The 21,477-nt window shown below is 67.6% G+C and carries 19 protein-coding genes; 5 read left to right on the top strand and 14 right to left on the bottom strand.

The window, feature by feature from the left end; all coding sequences use genetic code 11:
• Positions 1–16 precede the first annotated feature (16 nt).
• On the bottom strand, positions 17–2,443 hold the full coding sequence (locus G3M62_RS21245; RefSeq protein WP_165190540.1) for a PAS domain-containing protein: 2,427 nt from the start codon (positions 2,441–2,443) through the stop codon (positions 17–19).
• Positions 2,444–2,519: 76 nt separating this feature from the next.
• Between G3M62_RS21245 and G3M62_RS21240 the strand changes: the two genes are divergently transcribed.
• Together G3M62_RS21240 and G3M62_RS21235 are read left to right on the top strand one after the other, a co-directional pair.
• The gene (locus G3M62_RS21240) at positions 2,520–2,999 is read left to right on the top strand and encodes a Dps family protein (protein ID WP_165190539.1); all 480 of its coding nucleotides are present in this window, start codon (positions 2,520–2,522) and stop codon (positions 2,997–2,999) included.
• 16 nt (positions 3,000–3,015) lie between these two features.
• Positions 3,016–4,242 (top strand): cell wall hydrolase, encoded by a 1,227-nt coding sequence (locus G3M62_RS21235; protein WP_343037653.1) that lies wholly within the window; start codon positions 3,016–3,018, stop codon positions 4,240–4,242.
• Between the two features lie 154 nt (positions 4,243–4,396).
• Here the strand turns inward: G3M62_RS21235 and G3M62_RS21230 are convergent, their stop codons facing one another.
• Positions 4,397–5,011, bottom strand: coding sequence for a hypothetical protein (locus tag G3M62_RS21230; protein WP_165190538.1), 615 nt, complete (start codon positions 5,009–5,011; stop codon positions 4,397–4,399).
• A gap of 185 nt (positions 5,012–5,196) precedes the next feature.
• Positions 5,197–6,204: a thioredoxin-disulfide reductase gene (gene trxB / locus G3M62_RS21225; protein WP_165190537.1), complete on the bottom strand. Its 1,008-nt coding sequence runs from the start codon at positions 6,202–6,204 to the stop codon at positions 5,197–5,199.
• A 269-nt stretch (positions 6,205–6,473) separates the two neighbouring features.
• Here trxB and pseI point away from each other — a divergent pair, with 269 nt between their 5' ends.
• Positions 6,474–7,526, top strand: a complete 1,053-nt coding sequence (gene pseI / locus G3M62_RS21220) for a pseudaminic acid synthase (RefSeq protein WP_165190536.1) — start codon at positions 6,474–6,476, stop codon at positions 7,524–7,526.
• A 3-nt stretch (positions 7,527–7,529) separates the two neighbouring features.
• Here pseI and G3M62_RS21215 read toward each other — a convergent pair whose 3' ends face one another.
• Together G3M62_RS21215 and G3M62_RS21210 are read right to left on the bottom strand one after the other, a co-directional pair.
• Positions 7,530–7,787, bottom strand: coding sequence for a helix-turn-helix domain-containing protein (locus G3M62_RS21215; protein WP_165190535.1), 258 nt, complete (start codon positions 7,785–7,787; stop codon positions 7,530–7,532).
• Between the two features lie 72 nt (positions 7,788–7,859).
• Positions 7,860–9,857, bottom strand: a complete 1,998-nt coding sequence (locus tag G3M62_RS21210) for a TonB-dependent receptor (RefSeq protein ID WP_165190534.1) — start codon at positions 9,855–9,857, stop codon at positions 7,860–7,862.
• Positions 9,858–10,379: 522 nt separating this feature from the next.
• Here G3M62_RS21210 and G3M62_RS21205 point away from each other — a divergent pair.
• Both G3M62_RS21205 and G3M62_RS21200 read left to right on the top strand, forming a co-directional pair.
• On the top strand, positions 10,380–11,408 hold the full coding sequence (locus tag G3M62_RS21205) for a ParA family protein (protein WP_165190533.1): 1,029 nt from the start codon (positions 10,380–10,382) through the stop codon (positions 11,406–11,408).
• Positions 11,401–12,009, top strand: coding sequence for a HEPN domain-containing protein (locus G3M62_RS21200; RefSeq protein WP_165190532.1), 609 nt, complete (start codon positions 11,401–11,403; stop codon positions 12,007–12,009). Before G3M62_RS21205 ends, G3M62_RS21200 begins: the two co-directional genes overlap by 8 nt.
• A 289-nt stretch (positions 12,010–12,298) precedes the next feature.
• On the opposite strand, the gene G3M62_RS21195 is transcribed toward G3M62_RS21200, so the two are convergent.
• The 9 genes from G3M62_RS21195 to greA all read right to left on the bottom strand — a co-directional run bounded on the left by G3M62_RS21195 (position 12,299) and on the right by greA (position 21,411).
• Positions 12,299–13,312 (bottom strand): LacI family DNA-binding transcriptional regulator, encoded by a 1,014-nt coding sequence (locus tag G3M62_RS21195; protein ID WP_165190531.1) that lies wholly within the window; start codon positions 13,310–13,312, stop codon positions 12,299–12,301.
• A 78-nt stretch (positions 13,313–13,390) separates the two neighbouring features.
• Positions 13,391–15,754 (bottom strand): TonB-dependent receptor, encoded by a 2,364-nt coding sequence (locus G3M62_RS21190; RefSeq protein ID WP_165190530.1) that lies wholly within the window; start codon positions 15,752–15,754, stop codon positions 13,391–13,393.
• Positions 15,751–15,999, bottom strand: a complete 249-nt coding sequence (locus G3M62_RS21185; RefSeq protein ID WP_165190529.1) for a hypothetical protein — start codon at positions 15,997–15,999, stop codon at positions 15,751–15,753. The genes G3M62_RS21190 and G3M62_RS21185 overlap by 4 nt, the downstream gene beginning before the upstream one ends.
• A 251-nt stretch (positions 16,000–16,250) precedes the next feature.
• Positions 16,251–17,105 (bottom strand): SDR family NAD(P)-dependent oxidoreductase, encoded by an 855-nt coding sequence (locus tag G3M62_RS21180; RefSeq protein ID WP_165190528.1) that lies wholly within the window; start codon positions 17,103–17,105, stop codon positions 16,251–16,253.
• Positions 17,106–17,151: 46 nt separating this feature from the next.
• On the bottom strand, positions 17,152–18,207 hold the full coding sequence (pseG, locus tag G3M62_RS21175; protein ID WP_165190527.1) for a UDP-2,4-diacetamido-2,4,6-trideoxy-beta-L-altropyranose hydrolase: 1,056 nt from the start codon (positions 18,205–18,207) through the stop codon (positions 17,152–17,154).
• A gap of 190 nt (positions 18,208–18,397) precedes the next feature.
• Entirely contained in the window at positions 18,398–19,114 is a 717-nt protein-coding gene (locus G3M62_RS21170; protein ID WP_165190526.1) for a cytidylyltransferase domain-containing protein, read from the bottom strand.
• 119 nt (positions 19,115–19,233) lie between these two features.
• On the bottom strand, positions 19,234–19,479 hold the full coding sequence (locus tag G3M62_RS21165) for a hypothetical protein (protein ID WP_165190525.1): 246 nt from the start codon (positions 19,477–19,479) through the stop codon (positions 19,234–19,236).
• Between the two features lie 53 nt (positions 19,480–19,532).
• Entirely contained in the window at positions 19,533–20,504 is a 972-nt protein-coding gene (locus G3M62_RS21160) for a mitochondrial fission ELM1 family protein (protein ID WP_425483857.1), read from the bottom strand.
• Positions 20,505–20,937: 433 nt separating this feature from the next.
• The gene (gene greA / locus G3M62_RS21155) at positions 20,938–21,411 is read right to left on the bottom strand and encodes a transcription elongation factor GreA (RefSeq protein ID WP_165190524.1); all 474 of its coding nucleotides are present in this window, start codon (positions 21,409–21,411) and stop codon (positions 20,938–20,940) included.
• Between the last annotated feature and the right edge of the window lie 66 nt (positions 21,412–21,477).

Genomic DNA, 21,477 nt, shown 5'->3' with positions numbered 1-21,477 from the left:
TCCGAACGCCCGCGGCCTAGCCTTTCTTCGCCCGCGCGCCCTTCTTGACCTTGCGCACCGTCGCCGCGTGCTGGTCCCAGGCGTCGGCCATGGCCTGGGCCAGGGCGTCCAGGGCGTAGGGCTTGCGCAGCAGCAGCCAGGGGGTGTCGTGGGCGCGGACCAGTTCCTGGCCGGTGTAGCCGGAGCTGAGCAGGACCGGCAGTTCGGGGCGCTCCTCGGCCAGGGCCACGGCCAGGTCGACCCCGCTCTTGCCGTCCGGCATGATCACGTCGGTGATCACCAGGCCCAGGGTCGGGTCGGCGCGGGTGATGGCCAGGGCCTCGTCGACGCTGGCGGCGCGGCTGACCATGTGGCCCAGCTCGTCGATCATCGCGGCGATCAGGTCACCGACCTCGACGTCGTCCTCGACCAGCAGCACGTGGGCGGTGGCGCGGGTGGCCGGGGGCTGGACGGCCAGCACCTCGACCGGCGAGAAGGCCTCGCGCACCGGCAGCAGCATGGCCACGGTCGTGCCTTCGCCGACCTTGGAGTCGATGGTCACCCGCCCGCCGCTCTGGCGCGCGAAGCCGTAGACCTGGGACAGGCCCAGGCCCGTGCCCTTGCCCACCGGCTTGGTGGTGTAGAAGGGTTCGAAGGCCCGCTCCACGGTCTCGGCGTCCATACCCTCGCCGGTGTCGGTGACGGCGATCCGCAGATAGCGCCCGGCTGGCAACTCGCCTTGCGCCTCGGTCAGGTCGACGCCTTGCGAGCTGACGGCGATCTTGCCGCCGGGCGGGGTGGCGTCGCGGGCGTTGACCACCAGGTTCAGCAGCGCCGCCTCGAACTGGCTGGAGTCGGTCAGGGTGGTGCGGCCGCCGGCCTTGAGGTCCAGGGTCAGCTCCACGCCTTCGCCGACCGCGCGGCGCAGCAGGCCCTCGCTGTCGCCGATCATCGCGTCGATCCGGCAGATTTCCGGGTTCAGCGGCTGGCGGCGGGCGAAGGCCAGCAGGTGCTGGGTCAGCTTCTCGCCGCGCCGGGCCGCCGACTGGGCCGCGCTCAGCATGCGGTCGCGGCGCTTGTCGTCGTCGGGATTGCGCTGCAGGACGTCCAGCGCCCCGATGATCACGGTCAGCAGGTTGTTGAAGTCGTGGGCGACCCCGCCGGTCAGCTGGCCGATCGCCTCCAGCTTCTGCGACTGGGTCAGGGCGGCCTGGGCCTCGTCGCGCTCGGACAGGGCCTCCTGCACGCGGTCGGCCAGCAGTTCGTTCAGGCCCGTCAGCTTGACCTCGGCGTCCTTGGTCTCGGTGATGTCGAAGGCGATGCCGATGAAGCCGATGAACTCGCCGCCCGGGCCGTGGCGCGGCTGGGAGAATGACTTCAGCCAGCGCATCTCGCCGTCGGCCCGGCGATAGCGGCCCTCCAGGTTGAACGGCTTGCGCGACGCCTCGCCGGCGATCTGGGCCTTGAGGATCGCGCCCAGGTCGTCGGCGTGCAGGCGCGAGCGCCAGTCCAACACCAGGGCGTCGGCATAGCTGACGCCGGCGAAGTCGACATAGGCGGCGTTGACGAAGATCCGCACGCCGTCCTCGCCGCTGATCCACATCAGGGCCGGGGCGCTGTCGGCCAGGGCGCGGAAGCGGGCCTCGCTCTCGCGCAGGCTCTCCTCGGCGCGGCGGCGCTGGGTGACCTCGAAATTGACGCCCAGGATGCGCAGGGCGCGGCCGTCCGCGTCGCGCACCACCTGGCCGCGGCCGTGGATCCAGCGCTCGCCGTCCGGATGGTTGGGCAGCCGGTACTCGACCTCGTAGTAGGGCCCGGTCTTGACCGCCTCGCGGATCCTCTGACGGATCAGGGCGCGGTCGTCGGGATGGACCTGCTCGAGCAGGACCTCCAGATCGATGGGACCCTCGGTGGCGACGCCCAGGTTCTTGCGGGCCGTGGGCGACAGCTCCAGGCTGTTGGTCGCCACTTCCCATTCCCAGGGACCGACTCCGGCCGAGGTCTGGGTGACCTCCAGGCGGGCCTCGGCGGCGATCTGGCGGCGGCGGGCGTCGGCCAGGCCGATGACGCTGCCGCGCAGGCCCGCGGTCACGGCCGTGGTGAACGCGGCCGACAGCAGGAACAGCACCAGGGTGGCGATCTCGCCGTCGTCCAGTCCCTCGCCGCGCAGGCCGCCCCACAGCCACCAGGCGAAGGCCGAGCCGGCCAGGGTGGGCAGCACGCCCCAGCGCCACCCAGCGTAGAGGGTGACGAGAATCATGGCGGGGAAGAACGGCAGGGTCGCGCCGACGCCGCTGCTCAGGCCCAGCAGAACGACCCTGAGGCCGACCGCTCCCAGAATCGCCGCCACGGTCACCAGGGCCGCCCGCCAGGCCGGAGGCGGGATCTCCGGGATCAGCCACGCGCTTATGGCGTCAGGCGAAGCGCGTCCCCGCGCTTTTGCGTGCGGATCTTCAATCTTCATGGGACTCCATGCGCACATAACCGCTTGCCTAGAGCATGGACACGCTTACCTAGGACACGCAACACGGGAGATTATGATGGCTGCGAACCTGAACACCGGCTTCACCGCGAAACAGCGCGCCGATGTCGTGGCGGGCCTGAACAAGGTTCTGGCCGACAGCTACGCGTTGTACCTCAAGACCCATGGTTATCACTGGAACGTGCGCGGCGCGAACTTCGCAGCCCTCCACGTGCTGCTGGAAGGCCAGTACACCGAGCAGTGGACGGCGCTGGACGCCATCGCCGAGCGCATTCGCGGCCTGGGCGAGCTGGCCCCCATGGGCTACGGCGCTTTCGGCAACCTCTCCAGCATCAAGGACGGTGACGCCGAGAAGGAGTGGGAAGGCATGTTCAAGGAACTGCTGACCGACAACGAGACCGTGATCGCCACCCTGCGGGGCGCCTTCGAAGCCGCCGACGAAGCTGGCGACGAGGCCACCGCCGACCTCTACACCCAGCGCCTGGCCGCCCACGAAAAGCACGCCTGGATGATCCGCTCCACGCTCGGCGGGAAGTGATCGTCCGGGAGGCCGCGTGCCCGGTCTAGACCGATACACCGTTAAGGCCGTCAAGGTCGTCGGGGGCGCGCTCGTCGCCCTCGGCGGCCTTTCCGCGTGCGCCACCTACTACATGCCGGCGGGCGCGGGGCGGGCGGCGGGCGTGGCCCGGCTGGCCGGCAGCCTGTCCGACGCGGGCCTGGCCCGCTACACGGCCGACATGGACCCGGCCATGCTGGCCCTGGCCCGGCGGCACGATCCCCGGCCGCACAAGGACTATTGGGGCCGCGTGCCCGGCTGGGAAAAGCTGGACCTGCACCGGATACCGCGCCTGGGCGACCGCGACGCCGACTTCGACGAAGCACGGCTGATCAACAGCTACAAGCCCGCCTCGCCCCTGGCGCTGGAGCCCTCGCGGCCGTTCATGCTGACCGGCTCGCAGGCCGTGCGCGACCAGGCCCTGCACTGCATGACCCAGGCGGTCTATTTCGAGGCCGGCTTCGAGCCGATCGAGGGGCAGCAGGCCGTGGCCCAGACCGTGATCAACCGGGTGCGCCACCCAGGCTATCCCAAGTCGATCTGCGGCGTCGTCTACGAGGGCGCGGCGCGGGGCACGGGCTGCCAGTTCAGCTTCACTTGCGACGGTTCTCTGGAGCGGGCGATCAGTCCCACGATCTGGACCAACGCCGAGATCGTCGCCAAGCGGGCCCTGTCCGGCTACGTGATGAGGGACGTCGGGGCGGCCACCCACTACCACGCCAACTACGTCTATCCGTACTGGGCGCCAACCCTGGTCAAGCTGCGCACCCTGGGGGCGCACATCTTCTATCGCTGGACCGGACCGTCGGGCACGCAGGCGGCGTTCAAGGGACGCTATTCGGGCAACGAGACGCTGTCGGCCGAGATCCTGATGGGGGCGGATCCCCGCACCCTGGAAGCCGCGCCGCCGGGCTCCCTGGCGGCCGTGGCGGCCGGCGGCGCCGGCCTGGTCCCCGCCGCGACCGGCGAGCCGGCCAAGATCGTCAGCCCCGAGGGCGTGGTCGAGATCCTGCCGCCGATGACCGGTGACCCCGCCGCCGCCATGCGCGGCGGCCGCCGCCTGCCCACGGCCGAGGAGATCGCCAAGATCAACAAGGCCCTGGGCGCGATCGAGGCGCCCGTGGTGGATACGACGGTCAAGACCGTCGAAGCCGCGCCCCCGCCGCCTCCACCCCCGCCGCCGCCCAGGCAGCGGCCGCCGAGCCTGCTGGACCCGTTGAACTAGGGGGCTATCTCCCCAAAGCTCAACGTCTAGCCAATGGACACGGCTAGCGACGTGTATGTTGGTGTACCGCCAGTCATTGAATGTCGCAGCTGCGTGGGGTGGAGGTTTCTCATAATCGGGGAAGGCATTTTCACGTCAACAAACGGCAGTCAGACTAGTCGAAGGCGTCTAGTCCAATTGCCTGCGACAGTTTTGAAAATCCTAGCCGTCGCATCTCCACGATCATTTCGCGATCGAGACTGTAGTCCATGGGGTAGGTCGGGGTCGGATAAGGCTGTCTTGCCGCTGTGTAAGGGCACTCGGGAATATCCGTCCTGTTTGCGATTCCGTAGTCCACCTCGCCGACTCTGGTCAGTCGGGTTGTCGGGTCCGGGAGAAAAAGGACTTCGAATTCGCCATCTATACGCGGCGTAATGTCTAGAAGTTCGCTATTTTCGCCGCTTTGCCAAACGCTATGGAACTCGGCTTCAACAAAGTTCGTACCTTCCCAGATCATCCATCCGTAAACTTGATGTCCGCCATGGTGTTTAACCTGATGGAGCACGTTCGCATGGCAGAATCCGGCTTTGTAGTTTTCTGTAGTCTCAGTGAGCTGAAGCAGTACAGGTGGAGATGAGCTAAGTCGTCCGCAAAAGTCTTCGACCCTTTCTGAAAGCGGATGCTTGGGAGTGGTCGGGGCGGATTGGGAACAACGGACGAACGCAGCGAGCGCTCTTCCTTTGTCGACCCTTGAAGGCCAACCTTTTGGTTGAGGCTGCTGGTAGGGCATTTCGCCCTTATCGCGTCTCCTCTTTGCTTCCCCCACGATCACTCCCGCGCGCATGTAGAATTGGATAGGCACCACCTAGCATTGATTGCTAAGCTTGAACACAAACTCGCCTTCTGCAGCCTTGCGGAAAAGTTGCATCAGGTCGGACGTTCAAAGTGACGCTCTGAAGGAATGATACACTCCCCCTACCAAACCCCGATCTTCTCGGCCTCGTGGTGGGTGATCGGGTGGTGAGCCTTCTTGTGGTCCTCCTCGGCCAGGAAGCGCACGGCTTCCAGGGCGGCCATGCAGCCCATGCCGGCCGCGGTGACGGCCTGGCGGTAGACGTCGTCGGTGACGTCGCCGGCCGCGTAGACGCCCGGAACGGCGGTCGAGGTCGTGCCCGGCTTGACCGACAGATAGCCGCCGGCGTGGGTTTCCAGCTGGTCCTTGAACAGCTCCGACGACGGGGCGTGGCCGATGGCGATGAACACGCCGTCGCACTTCACCTCTTGCGTCTCGCCGGTCTTGACGTTCTTCAGCCGCACGCCGGTGACGCCGGCCGGATTGGAGTCGCCCAGGACCTCGTCGATGGCGCTGTCCCAGATCACCTCGATCTTGGGATGGGCCAGCAGGCGTTCCTGCAGGATCATCTCGGCCCGCAGCTCGTCCTTGCGGTGCACCAGCGTGACCTTGCTGGCGAAGCTGGTCAGGAACAGGGCTTCCTCGACGGCCGTGTTGCCGCCGCCGACCACCACCACGTCCTTGTTGCGATAGAAGAAGCCGTCGCAGGTGGCGCAGGCGCTGACGCCGAAGCCCTGGAACCTGGCCTCGCTCTCCAGACCCAGCCACTTGGCCTGGGCGCCGGTGGCGATGATCAGGGTCTCGGCGAACCAGTCCTGGCCGCTGTCGGTCTTGATGTGGAACGGGCGCTTGGAGAGGTCGGCCGACAGCACGATGTCGCTGACGAACTCGGTGCCCACGTGCTCGGCCTGGGCCTTCATCTGGTCCATCAGCCAGGGGCCCTGGATGACGTCGGCGAAGCCGGGATAGTTCTCGACGTCGGTCGTGATCGTCAGCTGGCCGCCGGGCTGGATGCCGGCGATCAGCACGGGCTTGAGCAGCGCGCGCGCGGCATAGATGGCGGCGGTGTAGCCGGCGGGGCCTGAGCCGATGATCAGGCAGCGGGTGTGGCGGGGTTCGAGAGTCGACATAGGCGCAGATATAGGGCCGATTCCGGTTGTGCGCGACTCCGGGAGGGCGCTGAAGATCCTCCCCCTGTGGGGGAGGTGTCGGCGAAGCCGACGGAGGGGGGAGTGATCGGCAAGCGACCACAACCCGGATCGACGATCTCAAGACTCCCCCCACCGATCGCTGCGCGATCGCCTCCCCCACGGGGAGAGGGTTTGAGTTGACGCCTCGTCCACGATTTCAGGGTTAATATGGGCCAAAGCACCACGAGCCGCCCCAGAAGAACGCGCCCATGACCGCCCCCTTCATCGAGATCGCCGGCCGCAAGATCGGGGCTGATTTCGAGCCCTATGTGATCTGCGAGCTGTCGGGCAATCACAACGGCAGCCTGGAGCGCGCGCTGGAGATGGTCGACGCCGCCGCCGACACCGGGGCTGACGCGATCAAGCTGCAGACCTACACCGCCGACACCATCACGCTCGACGTCGATCGCCCGGAGTTCAAGATCCACGGCGGCCTGTGGGACGGGCGCAGCCTGCACGAGCTCTACCAAGAGGCCCAGACCCCCTACGACTGGCACGGGCCGATCTTCGAGCGGGCGGCCAAGCGGGGGGTGACGATCTTCTCCAGCCCGTTCGACGAGACCGCCGTCGACCTGCTGAGCGGCCTGGGCGCCCCCGCCTACAAGATCGCCTCGTTCGAGGCCGTGGACCTGCCGCTGATCCGCTACGCCGCCCGTCAGGGCAAGCCGCTGATCATCTCGACCGGCATGGCCAACCTGGCCGAGATGCAGACCGCCCTCGACACCGCCCTGCAGGCCGGCGCGGCCGGGGTGCTGCTGCTGCACTGCGTCTCCAGCTATCCGGCCAGCTTCGAGGACGCCAACGTCCGCACCATCGTCGACATGGCCGCCCGCTTCGGCGTGCCGATCGGCCTGTCGGACCACACCCCGGGCACGGCGGCCTCGGTGGCGGCCGTGTCGCTGGGCGCCTGCGCGGTGGAGAAGCACTTCACCCTGGCCCGCGCCGACGGTGGCCCGGACGCCGCCTTCAGCCTGGAGCCGGCCGAGTTCCGCGCCCTGGTCGACGACACCAAGAACGCCTGGAAGGCCCTGGGCGGGGTCAATTACGACCTGCTGGGTTCGGAGCGCGGCAACCGCCAGTTCCGCCGCTCGCTCTACGTCACCGCCGACGTCGCGGCCGGCGAGCCCCTGACCAAGGCCAATGTCCGTTCGGTGCGCCCCGGTAACGGTTTGCCCCCCGCCGACTACGAGGCCGTGCTGGGCAAGCCGGCGGCGCGCGCCCTCAAGCGCGGCGAGCCGCTGGCCTGGGACATGGTGGGGTAGGGATCAGGCCTGGACCTCGACATGGGCCTCGGCGCCCATGGCCAGGAGCAGCCGGCCCGCCGCCTTCAGGGTCATGTTGCGCGGGTCCGACAGCCATTCGTGGATCTGGGGGCGCGAGACGCCCAGCGCCGCCGCCAGGTCGGCCTGGCGCAGCCCCTCGGCCGCCTTCAGATGTTCGAAGCGGGCGACCACGCCGCGCCACACCGCCGCCTGCAGCCCGTCGACGGCCCGGGTCTGTTCCTCGGGTCCGAAACGCCGCACACGCCGTTCCAATCGGGACTCCGTCGTCGAAGCCGCGTCACGGGCCGGCGGACCGGCCCGTGACGCTGTCCGTCAGAACTTGGCGCTCAGCACCAGGCGCACGTCGCGGCCCGGCATCACGACATCGTCCTTGTTGAGCGCCGTGGCGTTGCGGATCGTCTCGTCGGCCAGGTTGTGGCCGACCAGGGTCAGCGCGATCCCCGGCTTGGCCGCGAAGGGCTTCCAGCGGATCTGGGCGTCGACCGAGGTATAGCCGTCCGTGGTGGAGTCAGCGACGCCGACATGGTTCTGGGCCGAAACCGCCAGCACCAGGAAGCTGGCGTCGATGACCTCGTTGTCCCAGTCCAGGCCGCCGCCGAAACGTCCGGGCTGGATGCGCGGCACGTCGCCGCCGCCGCCGGTGAACTTGGCGCGGACATAGTCGCCCAGCACCTGGCCCGACAGCTTGCCGCCGCCCACCGTGGTCAGCGGGAAGAAGGCCTTGGCCTCCGCGCCCCAGAATTGGGCGTCGCGCTGGCCGTAGTTCAGTTCCTTCAGCCCGCCGGTCCCGCCAGCTTCGCAGACGCCGTCGTCGTCGCACATCCGGCCGGTCAGAGCCCCATAGATGTAGTTGTCGAACCGCGCGCCCCAGACCGACGCCTCGATGCGGCCTTCCGAGCCGATCTTGTAGCGCGCCGTCGCCTCCAGGGAGTTGGCCCGCTCGATCTTCAGGCCCGGATCGCCGGTCTCGAAGGTGGCCGGCCCGTCGTGCGGGCCGATGGCGAACAGCTCGGTCTGGGCCGGAGCCCGGGCGGCCGACGAGGCGGTCAGGCCCAGCCGCAGGGCGTCGGACGCCTGGTAGGTGAAGCCGCCCGAGACGCTGACCGGGGTGTATTTACGCCGCGTCTCGATCCCCGAGGCTGGGGTGCCGTCGATCCGCACCTGTTCCACGCGCGCCGCGCCCTGGAACTGCAGGGGGCCGACCGGCGCCTCGACGAACGCGAAGCCCGCCACGCTCTGGGTGTGGGTGGGCAGCAGATAGTCGGCGCCCTCGCCCAGGGCGCTGAACTTGCGATCCTGGAACTGGACGCCCAGCGCCGAGGCCGACAGCGGACCGGTCGCGCCGAACAGCGCCTCGGCCCGGCCGTCCCACTCCTTGTTGTTGAAGGTCGAGAGAACCTCGTTGGTCTCCGGGTCGATCTCGCTGTGGGTGTAGTCGGCGTAGCCGGCGTCGACATTGATGCGCTGCAGAGCGCCCTGGTCGACCTTGAACGAGCCGCCGAACGCGCCCTTGTCTTGCTTCATGCGGATGAAGGTGTCGTCGGACGGGATGCCGTACTTGGCCTCGTAGTGGGTGCCGCTGGCGCCGACGCGGCTGTCGTCGCCGAAGAAGTACGAGGCGCCGCCGGAGTAGCCGTTGCCCTTGAACCACGAGTTGGGCTGTACGCCGTCGGGCGTGTCGTAGTTGCTGGCCCGCCGGCCGAAACCGTCCAGGTGGACGGCGAAGGGGCCTTGCCCCGCGTCGACGCTGACAGTGCCTTCGCCGGTCGAGGCGGCGGACGAATAGGCGGTGGTGGCCTCGCCCTGGATCCCGTCGATGGGCTTCATCGGAATGCGGTTGTTGATCACGTTGACCACGCCGCCGATCGCCTGGCTGCCGTAGCGCAGGGTGGCCGCGCCGCGCACCACCTCGATGTCTTGGGCGGCCAGCGGATCGATCGGCACGCCGTGGTCGGGGCCGACGTCCGAGACGTCCGAGCTGGACAGGCCGTTCTCGGTCACCTTGACGCGCTGGGCGTCCATGCCGCGGATCACCGGCCGGCTGGCCCCGGCGGCGAAGCCCGTGCCCGCCACGCCCGGGATGTTGCGCAGCGCGTCGGCGATGCTGGCGCCGCCGTTGCCGAGCACCTGATCGCGGCTCACCTGCTCGACGATCGTCGCGAAACGGTCCGGATCGCCGCTGAGCGGCGAGGCGGTGACCACCACCTCGGATACGGCGGAATGGCCCAGATCCTGGGCCTGGGACGCCGAGGCGCAGGCCAGAAGGATCCCGGCGCTGGACGCCGTCAACAACATCGAACGCAGCCGCATGAGGCTCTCCCAAAAAAGCGAACCTCGGCCGTGTATGTTATATCATAACGTCATTCAAGCGGATCATTGGGGAGAGGATGCGAAGACGGTGCGGGTGATGCATTTTTGCTCATGGGGCAGGCGCGTGGACCCGGCGCTCGACGAGCCGCGAGGCTGGGACAGGGCGGGTGGCCGATATTCCGCCCGATCTCTCAATTTGCCCATCATTCCCGCCGTTGTGATGGAGACCTCCACCGCTACCGACAATCCATTCAAAACGGACGGACTTGGTGTAGGCAAAGGGTGGGCGGACGCCATCGCGTGGTGTTGACCAACCGCCTCAGTTCTCCACCAAGAGCCTCACGCATGCGGCTTGAACCAGCCCCAACGGATGAATTCGGACCCATTTACTGGACCGTGGCACCCGCATCTGTGCGGCGACTACCTCGCGACGCGCCAGGGAAGGCGCAATATTCCAGTTCGCGCGAACTGGCCACTTGCGGTAGTTATCTTGCGTGTAGGTCAACTGAGGCAGGCAGTGTGATGGCTAAGCGACTGGTCGTATTCAATCACAAAGGTGGAGTGAGCAAGACCACGTCGGCCTACAATATCGGATGGATGTTATCTAAGAAGAGCCGCGTCTTACTCGTGGACGCTGACCCCCAATGTAATCTTTCTGGGTTAGTCTTGGGCGACGATTTCGAGAAATATTACACCGATGAGCCGACCCGAACGCAAAACATCAAAGACGGCGTGTCGGCTACCTTCGATGGTCGACCGATACCCATCACGGCCGTTGATTGTGTAGCCCCTGCGCGAGCCCCCAACCTGCGCCTTCTAGCTGGCCACGCGAATCTTTCCGAATATGACGCAGCGTTGACATTCGCCCAGACGGCCAACAACGCACTGGTTACCCTCCAAAATCTGCCAGGAGCGTTCGCAGAATTACTTAGGTTGACGGAAGAAAAATACAACATCGAATATACAATAATAGATTTGAATCCCAGCCTAAGTGCGATCAATCAAAATCTCTTCCTCATATCGGATGCGTTCATCATTCCGACCAACCCCGATCCATTTTCGATCATGGCGCTAGATACACTTAAGGTGGCGCTACCACGATGGGTTGCATGGAAGCTGTCTTCCGTTTCGCTTTTTGCAAACTCCGCCTACCCGCTCCCTGCTGGCGTGCCAAAGTTTTTGGGAACGCTTATCCAGCGTTTCAACATTAGGAAAGGGCGAGCTGCTCGCCCGTATAGGGATAATATTTCAGACATTAAGAATAAAATTGGCAATGATGTATTCTCTACTTTTGCCATATTCGGTTTAACGCTACCGGATGCTGCTTACAATGACATCTCGGCCAACGGTTATTGTCTGGGGGAAATTCCTGATTTCCAGGGACTTCTTCCTAAGTCGCACGATGCAGGCGTGCCTGTTTTTGAACTCACGGATCAAGAGATAGGTGAAACGGGCCCCATTTTTACGGGATTTAGAGACAAGCGAGATTCGTTCTACGGACAGTTTGAATCTATCTCTGACAGCATCGCGGTTGAATTAGGCTATGCTTAACGCGCTTGCGATTTTTGAAAGCGCAATGCAGGAGGCTCGACAACTATCGACGCTACACGGGTATCTCGTCGCGCATTTAAAGACACCTGTAAACTACGACGACTTGCTAAGATCGCAGCTCGTATATTCAATAAGCGCGTTCGACAAACTGATCCACGATCTGGTTCGCATTGGAATGATGGAGACATTTAACGGGACTCGTGCGCCAACGGCCCGCTACCAAGCCGAGACGATCTCTCTCCAACTCCATCGAGATATGTCCACAGCGACAATGCCGCCGCGTGAGTTCATCTTTCAGCAGGAGATCGTTCGCAGACACTCGCACCTTTCATTCCAAGACCCAGACAAGGTGGCTGAGGCGCTGTCGTTGATCTGGACAATGAAGCATAAGTGGGCGGTGATCGGGCAAGCCATGGGCTCCACCGGCGAAGCGGTCACCACTCAGATGCGGCTCTACGTAACCCGCCGAAACGCCATTGTTCACGAGGCGGACATGCATCCACTGACGAACGCCAAGACGCCGATCGACGAACAAACGGTTAGCGATGCATCGGATTTCGTCTTGCGGTGCGGTAGGTCAATCGCCGGCTTGGTGACGTGAGAAGACGGCGATGACTCGCGCGAGCGCGAACCTATCCGCCTAGGAGCCGACCAAACTGGTGTCCGAGAAGGGGCGAAAGCGGCCTTTGGCGCCAAGGCTAGCGACAGACCCTCAAATCGCTACCGCCAACAAGTGTCGCTCTAGATCAACACACGCCCTTGTAGCCGGAGCCCCTCTGTCCGCCGCAGGTGCGGAGGGGGGGCGCCAGCGCGCCATTTCACTTCACTGTCAGCTGAACCAGGGGTTTCCGCCACAAGGGCGGGAATGACGGCTGTTAGGGGGAGAAGGCTCAGCGCGGCGCCTTCACCGAGTCCCGCGCCACCAGCTCGACGTTGAACACCACCCGGCGGCGCGGCTCGCCCCGGTGGGCCATGCGGCGGACCAGGGTTTCCACGGCCGCGGCCGCCATGTCCTCGACCGGCATGTCGATGGTGGTCAGGGCGGGCGTGTGCAGCTGGGCCCAGGGGATGTCGTCGAAGCCGACCACCGAGACGTCGTCGGGCGTCGACAGGCCCATCGCGCGGACGTGGCGCATCACCCCGATGGCGATCAGGTCGGCGCCGGCGATCACCGCCGTGGCGCGGCGCTGCTCCAGCGCCTCGACGACGGGCGGTTCCAGGTCCAGCGAGAAGGCGTTGTGCACGTGCCAGGCCAGGGCTCCGCGCTCGCGCACCACGGCGATGGCCGCCTCGGCGCGCTGGCGGGCGCTGGAGGCCGCGTGGGGGCCGGAGATCACGCCGATGTCGACATGCCCCGCCGCGATCAGGTGCTCGGCGGCCAGCCGTCCGCCCTCGGCGTAGTCGGCCTGGATGACGTCGTAGCCCGGCAGGTTGCGGTCGATCACGACGGTCGGCACGCCCTCGATCAGCCGCTCCACCGGCGCGACGTCGTCGGCGATCGGGAACCAGACCACCCCGTCCACCCCGTGGTCGATCATCAGGCCCACGGCCCGCTCCTCGGCCTCGACCGAACCGCCGGTGTCGGTCAGGAACACGCTGTAGCCATGGGCGCGGGCGGCCTGGATCACGCCCTGGGCCAGGCTGGGGAAGAAGGGATTGGTCAGGTCGGGCAGGATCAGGCCGATGGCGCCGGTCCGGCCGGTCTTCATGGCCTTGGCGCTCTGGTTGGGCCGGTAGCCCAGCTGGGCGGCGATCTTCAGCACGTGCTCGCGCGTCGCTTCGCCCACCGACCCGGCCCCGTTGAGGGCGTAGGAGGCGCTGGCCAGCGACACGCCGGCCGCCTGGGCCACCTGCTTGAGGGTCACGCGCCTAGGCAGGTCGGAGGGCGGATCGCTTTTGGGCATTGGGGATTCCGGGCCGTTCTGGAGTCCGGCGTGCGGCCCACGTGAAAGCTTTCACGTGGGCCGTCAAGGGCGGTTCGATCAGAAGCGCGCGCGCACCGACAGGGTCCAGGTGCGGGGCGCGCCGACGAAATAGCGGTCCAGGGTGCGGGCGTTCGGCGTGGCGGCGGTGTAGCCGAACTCCGGCTGGGTGGCGGTCGAGCCGCTGACCGAGCCGATGTATTTCTCGTCGAACAGGTTGTCGACATTGAGCTGGAACCGCAGGTCCGGAACCCCGGCTCTCTTGAGGTCGTAAGTCGCCGTCAGGCCCGCCAGGGTGTAGCCGTCGATCATCTCGACCCCGATCTCCTGGAAGGTGGTGGGGGCGACGATGTGGCCGCCGACCCGCTCGCCGACATAGCGGACATTGGCCGTCAGCTTCAGGCCGTCCAGCGGCGTCAGGCCGATCTGGGCGTAGAGGCTGTTCTTGGGGATGTCGCGCACCCCGGCCCCGCCGATCACCGCGACCGAGGCCAGGGCCAGGCGCGCGGCGCTACCGATCGCCGGATCGTCGTGCTTGGCGTCTTGGCGCGAGTATGAGCCGTAGAGGTCGACCCGGCCGAAGTCGTAATAGCCGGTCAGCTCCACGCCCTTGGTCTTGATCCCGGCGATGTTGACCGCCTTGGTCGCGACATTGCCCCGCACGACTTCGTCGGGATCGAGGGCGGCGGTCGGGTCGCGCGGCACGATGCCGACATTGTTCTTCAGGTCCACGTCATAGGCCTGGATCGAGAACGCCAGGTTCGGCTTCACGTAGCGCAGGCCCAGGTCCAAGTTCTCGGTCTCGACCGGGTCCAGGTCGCCCGGGTTGATCACCGCCGTCGAGCCCAGGAAGGCGTCCTCGGGGATGCCGGCGAAGTTCTTGGCGTAGCCGCCGAACAGCTCCCAGGCCGGGGCCAGCCGATAGGTCGCGCCGAGCTTCGGATTGACGTCGGAGTGCTGCGAGAACTTGACGTTGGCCTTGTACTCCAGCGGCGACCTGGCGTCGTATCTGACGTCGTACCAGGTCAGGCCCAGGTCGACCTTCAGCTTGTCGTCGAGGGCGTGGAACTCGTCCTGGGCGTACAGCATCGTCGTCTCGACCGAGGCCGTGCGCGCGTACTCGACATAGTTCAGCTTGGAGCGGTCGTAGGCGATGCTCTGGGCCGAATTGAGGATCGGATAGAAGTTGCGGTTCTCCGAGGACTCGCCGCCCTCCCACCAGCCGCCGACCCGGACGCTGTGGCCGCCGAACAGGGCCTTCAGCTCGCCGGTCGCGCCGTAGCGTTCGCGGTCGCGCGGGGTGACGCGCATGTCGGCCGGACCGCCCACGACGTTGCTGTTGCGCAGGGTGGTCAGGGCGGGACGGATCGCGCCGCCGTTGGCGTTGTAGCCGGTCACGGCGCGCGGGTCGCCGCCGGCCAGGATGCGCTGGCGGTCCTGGTAGCGGAAGGATTCCCCGTCCAGCGTCTGGTAGTATGGATTGACGTCCAGGCTCAGCGTGTCGTTCAGCTTGAAGTGGCCGTTCAGATAGGTCAGCCAGTCCTTGCGCCAGCCGCCCAGGGCCCCGCCGAAGTCGATGTCCTTGGCCGGGATCCCGGTCAGGGCGTCCAGGGCGCGGTCGCTGCGCGGGGCGGCCTCGAACTCGCCCTTGGTGACGATGTTGAAGTCGTTGTCGGTCTGGTCGTTGTACGAGACGCGGGCCTTCAGGAACGAGCCGTTGTCGAAGTCCTTCACGACCTTCAGCTCGTAGTGGTCGCGCTCGGAGCCGCGGCTGTCGCGGCCGGCCCAGATGTCGTTCTCCTGGCGCGAATAGGTCAGGTAGCCCGACAGGCCCGGCGCGATCTCGCCGCTGTCGACACGGCCGTAGATCCGGCGGAAGTCGAACGAGCCCAGGCCCGCCTCGATCGTCGCGCCGAAGTCCTGGCGCGGGGCGTCGGTGACGAAGTCGATGAACCCGCCCAGGGCGAAGCGCGACGGCGCGCCGATGTCGCCGGCGCTCTGCGAGACGGTGATCTTGCCGATATTGCTGCTTTCGACGAAGCGTTGCGGCGGGGAGCCGCCGTTGAAGCGGCTGTCGCCGGTCGGGATCCCGTCCAGGGTCAGGCCGATCTGCTCGTCGGTCAGGCCGCGCATGTAGATCTCGAACGAGAAGCTGCCGCCGCGCGCGTCGCCGGTCGAGACCTGGACGCCGGGAACCTTGACCAGCGCCTGGGTGACGTCCGCGCCCAGCGGGCGCTCCTGGATGTCTTCGGCGCCCAGGGTGAAGGTGGCGCGGGCCAGGCCCGAGCCGAAGCGCTCGGCGGTCACCACCACCTCGTCGAGGGTCTGGCCGGCGGCCGGGGTCGGCGCGGCCTGCCGGGCTATGGCCGGGGTCGCGAGGACCAGGCAAAGCGCGCTGGAAACCAGCCAGATGGACGTCTTCATGTCATGCCCCCGTGTAGGCGATCCGCGTCGCGGTCGTCGAATTCGATTAAGTGAAACGTTTCATATTCACGATCGATGACGATTTCATCACGTTGGGGCTGGGTTTGGGTGACGGCGCGCTGGATCGATTGGGAAATTCCGTCGCCGCCGCTCTTTGGCGCGGGATCATGGCGGGCGATCCGACCGTTTGGCGTCGGAATTATGAAACGTTTCAATGTTTCAGGGCGGGAGAGGGGAGCGCACATTCGAATCCCTCTCTCTTTGAGAGAGGGAGGGGCCCGCCGCCGCAGGCGGTGGGAGGGTGAGAGGTTTCACCGCCTACAGGCAAACCCAGGGGCGAGCGCCAGGAGTAGTTCAGGCCTCAATCATTGAGGCAGCCGCCAAATACCGCTGTCTAAGTCAGAATCTGGTCCTGAGAGATTGTAACCTCTCACCCTCCCACCGCTTCGCGGCGGGCCCCTCCCTCTCTCTATGAGAGAGGGATTCGGAATGGCCCCTACGTCTCCACCAACCCCAGCCGCTTGCCGATGATCCGGTCCAGCGTCCGCTTGGGCAGCAGGCCGCCGATCATCAGCTGCATCGGCTGGGGCGTGACCGTGTAGCGGACCTTGGGGTGGGCGGTGGTCAGGGCCGTGTGCACCACCTCGCCGATCCGCTCGGGCGGCAGGCCCGACTTGCCCAGCGACAGCATGTAGGCGCGCAGCCGGTCCAGGGCCGGGGCGTAGACGGTGTCGGCATAGGCGGCGGTGTCGATTTCATCGGCCTTGTCCCAGATGGGGGTAGCCACCGCGCCGGGGGCGACCACGATCACGTCGACGCCGAACGGCAGGAGCTCGCGGCGCAGGGACTCCGACAGGCCCTCCAGCCCGAACTTGGTGGTGCAGTAGGGGGCCATGAACGGGTTGGCGTTGCGGCCGCCGACCGAGCCGATGTTGACGATGCGGCCGGGCCGGCCAGCGGCCGGCTTCCGCGCCCCAACAAGGGGCGCGAAGGCCTGGGTGGCGATCACCACCCCGGTCAGGTTGACCTCTAGCTGCTGGCGCCATTCGTCGATCGGCAGGTGCAACAGCGGGCCGGCCACGGCGATCCCGGCGTTGTTGACGAGGCCCGCCAGGGGACGCCCGCCCAGCACCGCCTCGACTTGCAAGGCGGCTTCGCGCACGGCGGCCTCGTCGGTGACGTCGAAGACCAGCGGGGTGACCGCGTCGCCGAACGCCGCGACCAGCCGCTCGGCGTCGGCGCGCTTTCGCACGCTGCCGAACACGTGGAGGCCGCGCTCCGTGGCGGTCTTGGTCACGGCCCAGCCGATGCCGGTGGAAACGCCGGTGACGACGATGGAGGACTTGGTCATGCGTTCGCTCCCCTGATGACGGTCAAGATGGAGCAGGTGAACAGCGTTATCCAGCCGGCTTGCGCGCGATGACGTCCAGGAACCGTTCAGCGACCCGCGCCGCGCCGCGGCCGTCGCAGACCGCCGCCGAGGCGGCCGACAGCCGGTCGCGCAGCCGGGGCTGGGCCAGCAGGCGCGACAAGGCGTCGGTGAAGGCGGTCTCGAAGTCCGGCGCGGCGACGTCCAGGGCCAGGACGGCGTCGACCTCGGCCAGGGCCTGACTGGCCTCGCGCTGGTTGGCGGCCAGCACCAGCTGCAGGGTCGGCAGGGCCAGCACGCAGCGCTCCCAACTGGTCGAGCCGCCGGCCCCGACGGCCAGGTCGGCCTCCAGGGTCAGTCGCGGCATGTCCTGGCTGTCGACGTGCAGGACCAGGCGGGGCTCGCGCTCGGCCAGGGCGCGAAGGCGCGGCAGGCTGGGGGCGCCGGCGCCGAGCACGACGTCCAGGACGCTCTGGCCGTCCAGGAGCGGAAGCGTCTGATCGACCGTCCGCGCGGTGATCCCGCCCACGTCGGTCAGGCCCAGCGAGACCAGGACGCGGCGCACGGGCGGGGCGCCGGCGCGGCGGGCCAGGGCTTCCCGACGCAGCGCGGCGAAGGCGGGGCGGACGGGGGCGTGGTTGGGGCCCAGCAGCAGTTCGGCGTGCGGCGGAACCAGGCCGTCATAGTCGCTCGCCTGCCGGGCCGGGCCGGAGTCCAGCACCAGCTCGGCGGCCAGGGGACGGTCGGCCAGGTCGTCGATGACCAGGGTCGGACGGCCGCCGGCGATGGCGCGGTGGTCGGGGGCGGAGAGGCCGTAGTGGTCTATGACCACGGCGTCGAAGGCCTTAGCCCGTTCCGCCGCGAACGCGGTCAGTTCGGCGGGCGCGACCTCGCCCGTCTCGATCCGCGCGACGCCGGCCCCGAACGCGTCCAGCACCCCCGCGACGGCGGGCGGGGCGACGAAGGCGCAGGCCGCGCCCGCCTCCTCCAGGGCCCGCGCCAGGGTCAGGCTGCGCATGACGTGCCCGCCGCCCACGCGGGGGCCGGCGTCGGCGACGAAGAGGATGCGGGGGGAGGGGGTCATGCCGACAAACCCGCCCGCTTCTGGATCGTCATTCCCGCCCTTGTGGCGGGAACCCCTGGTTCAGCCGACGGTGAGACGCTCTGGCGCGCTGGCGCGCCACCCTCCCGCACCTGCGGCGGACAGAGGGGTTCCCGCCACAAGGGCGGGAATGACGGCTGAAAATGTGGGTGAAGATCGTGGGCCAAGACCATCACAGTCGCCTCGCCCCGCCAAACGTCGCCAGGTCCGGGCGCGTCGCCAGCAGCGCCCGCACGTCGTCCGAGGTGAAGGCGCGGTTGAGCGGATAGAGCGCGTCATAGACCGCCGCCACGAAGGCGTAGTCGGCCGGGCTTTCGACCGCCCAGCGGACGTCGCCCTGGTCGGGCTGGGCCAGCAGGGCCAGGGACGACCAGCGGATAGGCGCCGGCGGGGTCTCGGGCGCATCGCCCGCCCGTAAGCGCAAGGCCGCGCTCTCGGCCGCCAGGCGGCGCAGGCCCTCGGCGGTGATCACCTCCACGCCCTGGCCGGCGGGAAAGGCCGCGCCGGGCGAGCGGTTGGTGGTGTGGTCCGCGCGCTCGGCCAGGTGCAGGTCGATGGTGGCGTCGATCAGGTCCGGATCGATCAGCGGGCTGTCGTCGCCCACCCGCACCACGTGGTCGGCCGGATGGGCCTCCAGCGCCCCGGCCAGCCGGGCCAGCTCGTCCTGGGGCGGGCCGCGATGGACGGCGATGGCCTCGCGGCGGACCACGGCCTCCAGGACGTCGTCGGCGGGGTCGGTGGTGGTGGAGACCACCAGGCGGTCCACCCGCCGGGCCCGCGCCATCCGCTCGATCTGGCGCACGATCAGCGGCGCCCGGACCAGCGGCATCGACGGCCGGCCCGGCAGGCGTTCGGAACCCATGCGGGCCTGGAGGACGGCGAGGATCAAGGGCGAGGAGGGGGCGATGTCAGCGGTCGAAGAACTTGCCGACGGCCCAGGACACCCCCAGCGTCAGCGCCATGGCCCCAAGGGCCAGCAAGGACATGTAGACGAGGGGATCCATCGCTCTAGTCCTCCACCTTGCGCAAAACATAATGCGCGGCCCCTTGCAGCGCAACGAAGACCAGGACCGCGACAGGGCCCGCCAGTCCTACCGGACGGCCGGACATTATCGGCTGCAGCCAGATCGTCACCAACAGCGTGATCGACAGCGCGTTGGCCGTCGTCGCGATCGCCTTGCGGGTCTCGTTACGCGCGGCCTTTCCGGCACGAGGCGGGCCAAGGCGGCGCAAGGAATGGAGCGGCGGGGTCATGTCGTGAACATAACAAGAACAACCGGTGCGCGCAACAGGCCGCTCGACTCGCCTCAACCGTTTGTCGCGTTCCGCGCGTCCATCCGCGCCACCACCTCGGCGGCCGCCCGGCCGGTCTCGTCGACGGGCTCGTAGGTCCAGCCGTGGAAGGCGCCGCCATAGGGGCGGGCCGCGCCCATGCCTTCCAGTTCCTGGTGCAGCAGACGGAATTTCAGGCTCGTCCCGTCCATCTTCAGGATGAACACCGGCTTGCCCGTCGAGGCCGCCTCGGTGGCCATGTTGGTGGAGTCCTCGGTGACCAGGATGTAGTCGGCCGCCGCCAGGAAGGCGAAATAGGGATTGGCCCCCTCGCCGTCCCAGATCATCCCGGGCAGATGCCGCAGGCGGGCCGTCAGCAGGGCCTTGGCCTGGTCGGGGGTGCGGCGCGAGAAGGTCATCAGCAGGCTGCCGCCCTCCTGCTCCAGCGGCAGCTGGATCTGGTGGGCCATCTCGGCGGCGCGCACGGCCGACAGGTCGAAGGCCTTGGACTTGCCGCCCAGCAGCACGGCCACGCGCGGCCGGGGCAGGGCGTCGATCTGGTCCTTGAACTTTTCGTATTCCGTTTCGAGCCGCTGGCTCGTCACCCGGTGCGGCGAGCCGAGGATCGGCAGCACGTTGTCGCCGGTCAGCCGGTCGTGCTTGGGCGGGATCACCAGGTCGAACATGTTGGCCGGGACGCGCGGGTCCTGGATCTGCACGACATAGGTCTTGCCGCCCGACCAGCGCTTGGCGCGGATCGACAGGGGCAGGGTGGCGCGGCCGGCGGCGATCCACAGGTCGGGCCAAGGCGCCTCGATGCCGCTTTCGGGGGTCAGCCAGCGGCGCGGCAGCCAGTTGGCCCACCAGGGCAGGCGGCCGGTCCTGCCGCTCCAGCCCACGCGCTTGACAACGATCTGGGCCGGGACCTGACGGGCCACGGCCTCGGCCAGGCCCACGGCCTGGGCCTCGATGCCGGCCCGGCCGTCGGAAATGGCCCAGATGGTGATCGGCGCGCGGGGCGGTGGCGCGGGTTCAGGCTCGGGCGGGGCGGCGACGGGCGCCGGCTGGATGGCTTTGGGTTCTGGCTTGGGCTTCGGCGCGGGACGGGGCTTGGCGGGAGCCTTGGCCTCCGGGGCGATGTCGCCAGGCCGCGAGGCGACCTTCGGCTTGGTGGGCTTGGCCGCCACCGGAGCTTCGACCTTGGGCGTGTCGACGGCTTTCGGGGCGGCGGCCCTGGGCGCGCGGGCCTTCGCCGCCGCCGGAGCGGCCTTGGCCGGAGCCTTGCGCGCCGTCTTGGCGGCTGCGGGGGCCTTCGGTTCAGCCGCTGCGTTCTTGTTCTTTTCAACCACGTCGGTGATCCCGGCCATAGCAAAGCGACGCGCCGACCAAGCTAAGCTGTTCGGCGCGTCGCACGCAAATGTCCCTGGAATGGGGCTTAAGCTAGACCCACTCGACCTTGAGGATCTCGTAGGCCTTCACGCCGCCGGGCGTATTGACCTCGACCACCTCGCCGACTTCCTTGCCGATCATGGCGCGCGACAGCGGCGAGCTCAGCGAGATGCGGCCTTCCTTCACGTCGGCTTCGTGGTCGCCGACGATCTGGTAGCGGGCCTCTTCCTCGGTGTCCTCGTCCACGACGCTGACCGTCGCGCCGAACTTCACCTGGGTGCCCGACAGTTTCGACACGTCGATGACCTGGGCGCGGGCGATCTTGTCCTCGATCTCGGCGATCCGGCCCTCGATCCAGCCCTGACGTTCCTTGGCCGCGTGATACTCGGCGTTTTCCGACAGATCGCCATGCTGGCGCGCCTCGGAAATCGCGGCGATCACGGCCGGCCGTTCGATGGTCTTCAAACGCTTCAGTTCTTCGTCGAGGGTTTGGTAACCCCCGGCGGTCATCGGCACTTTTTCCATTGCGGATTTTAGCTCGGTTCGCCCAAGGGGAGGAAGACTCCCGGGCGTTGGCGCGCACGACCGGGG

Source organism: Caulobacter soli, assembly GCF_011045195.1.
GTDB classification, from domain to species: Bacteria; Pseudomonadota; Alphaproteobacteria; order Caulobacterales; family Caulobacteraceae; genus Caulobacter; species Caulobacter soli.
Note: the sequence above shows the minus strand (reverse complement) of the source record. Positions and strands in the feature narration are given on the sequence as shown.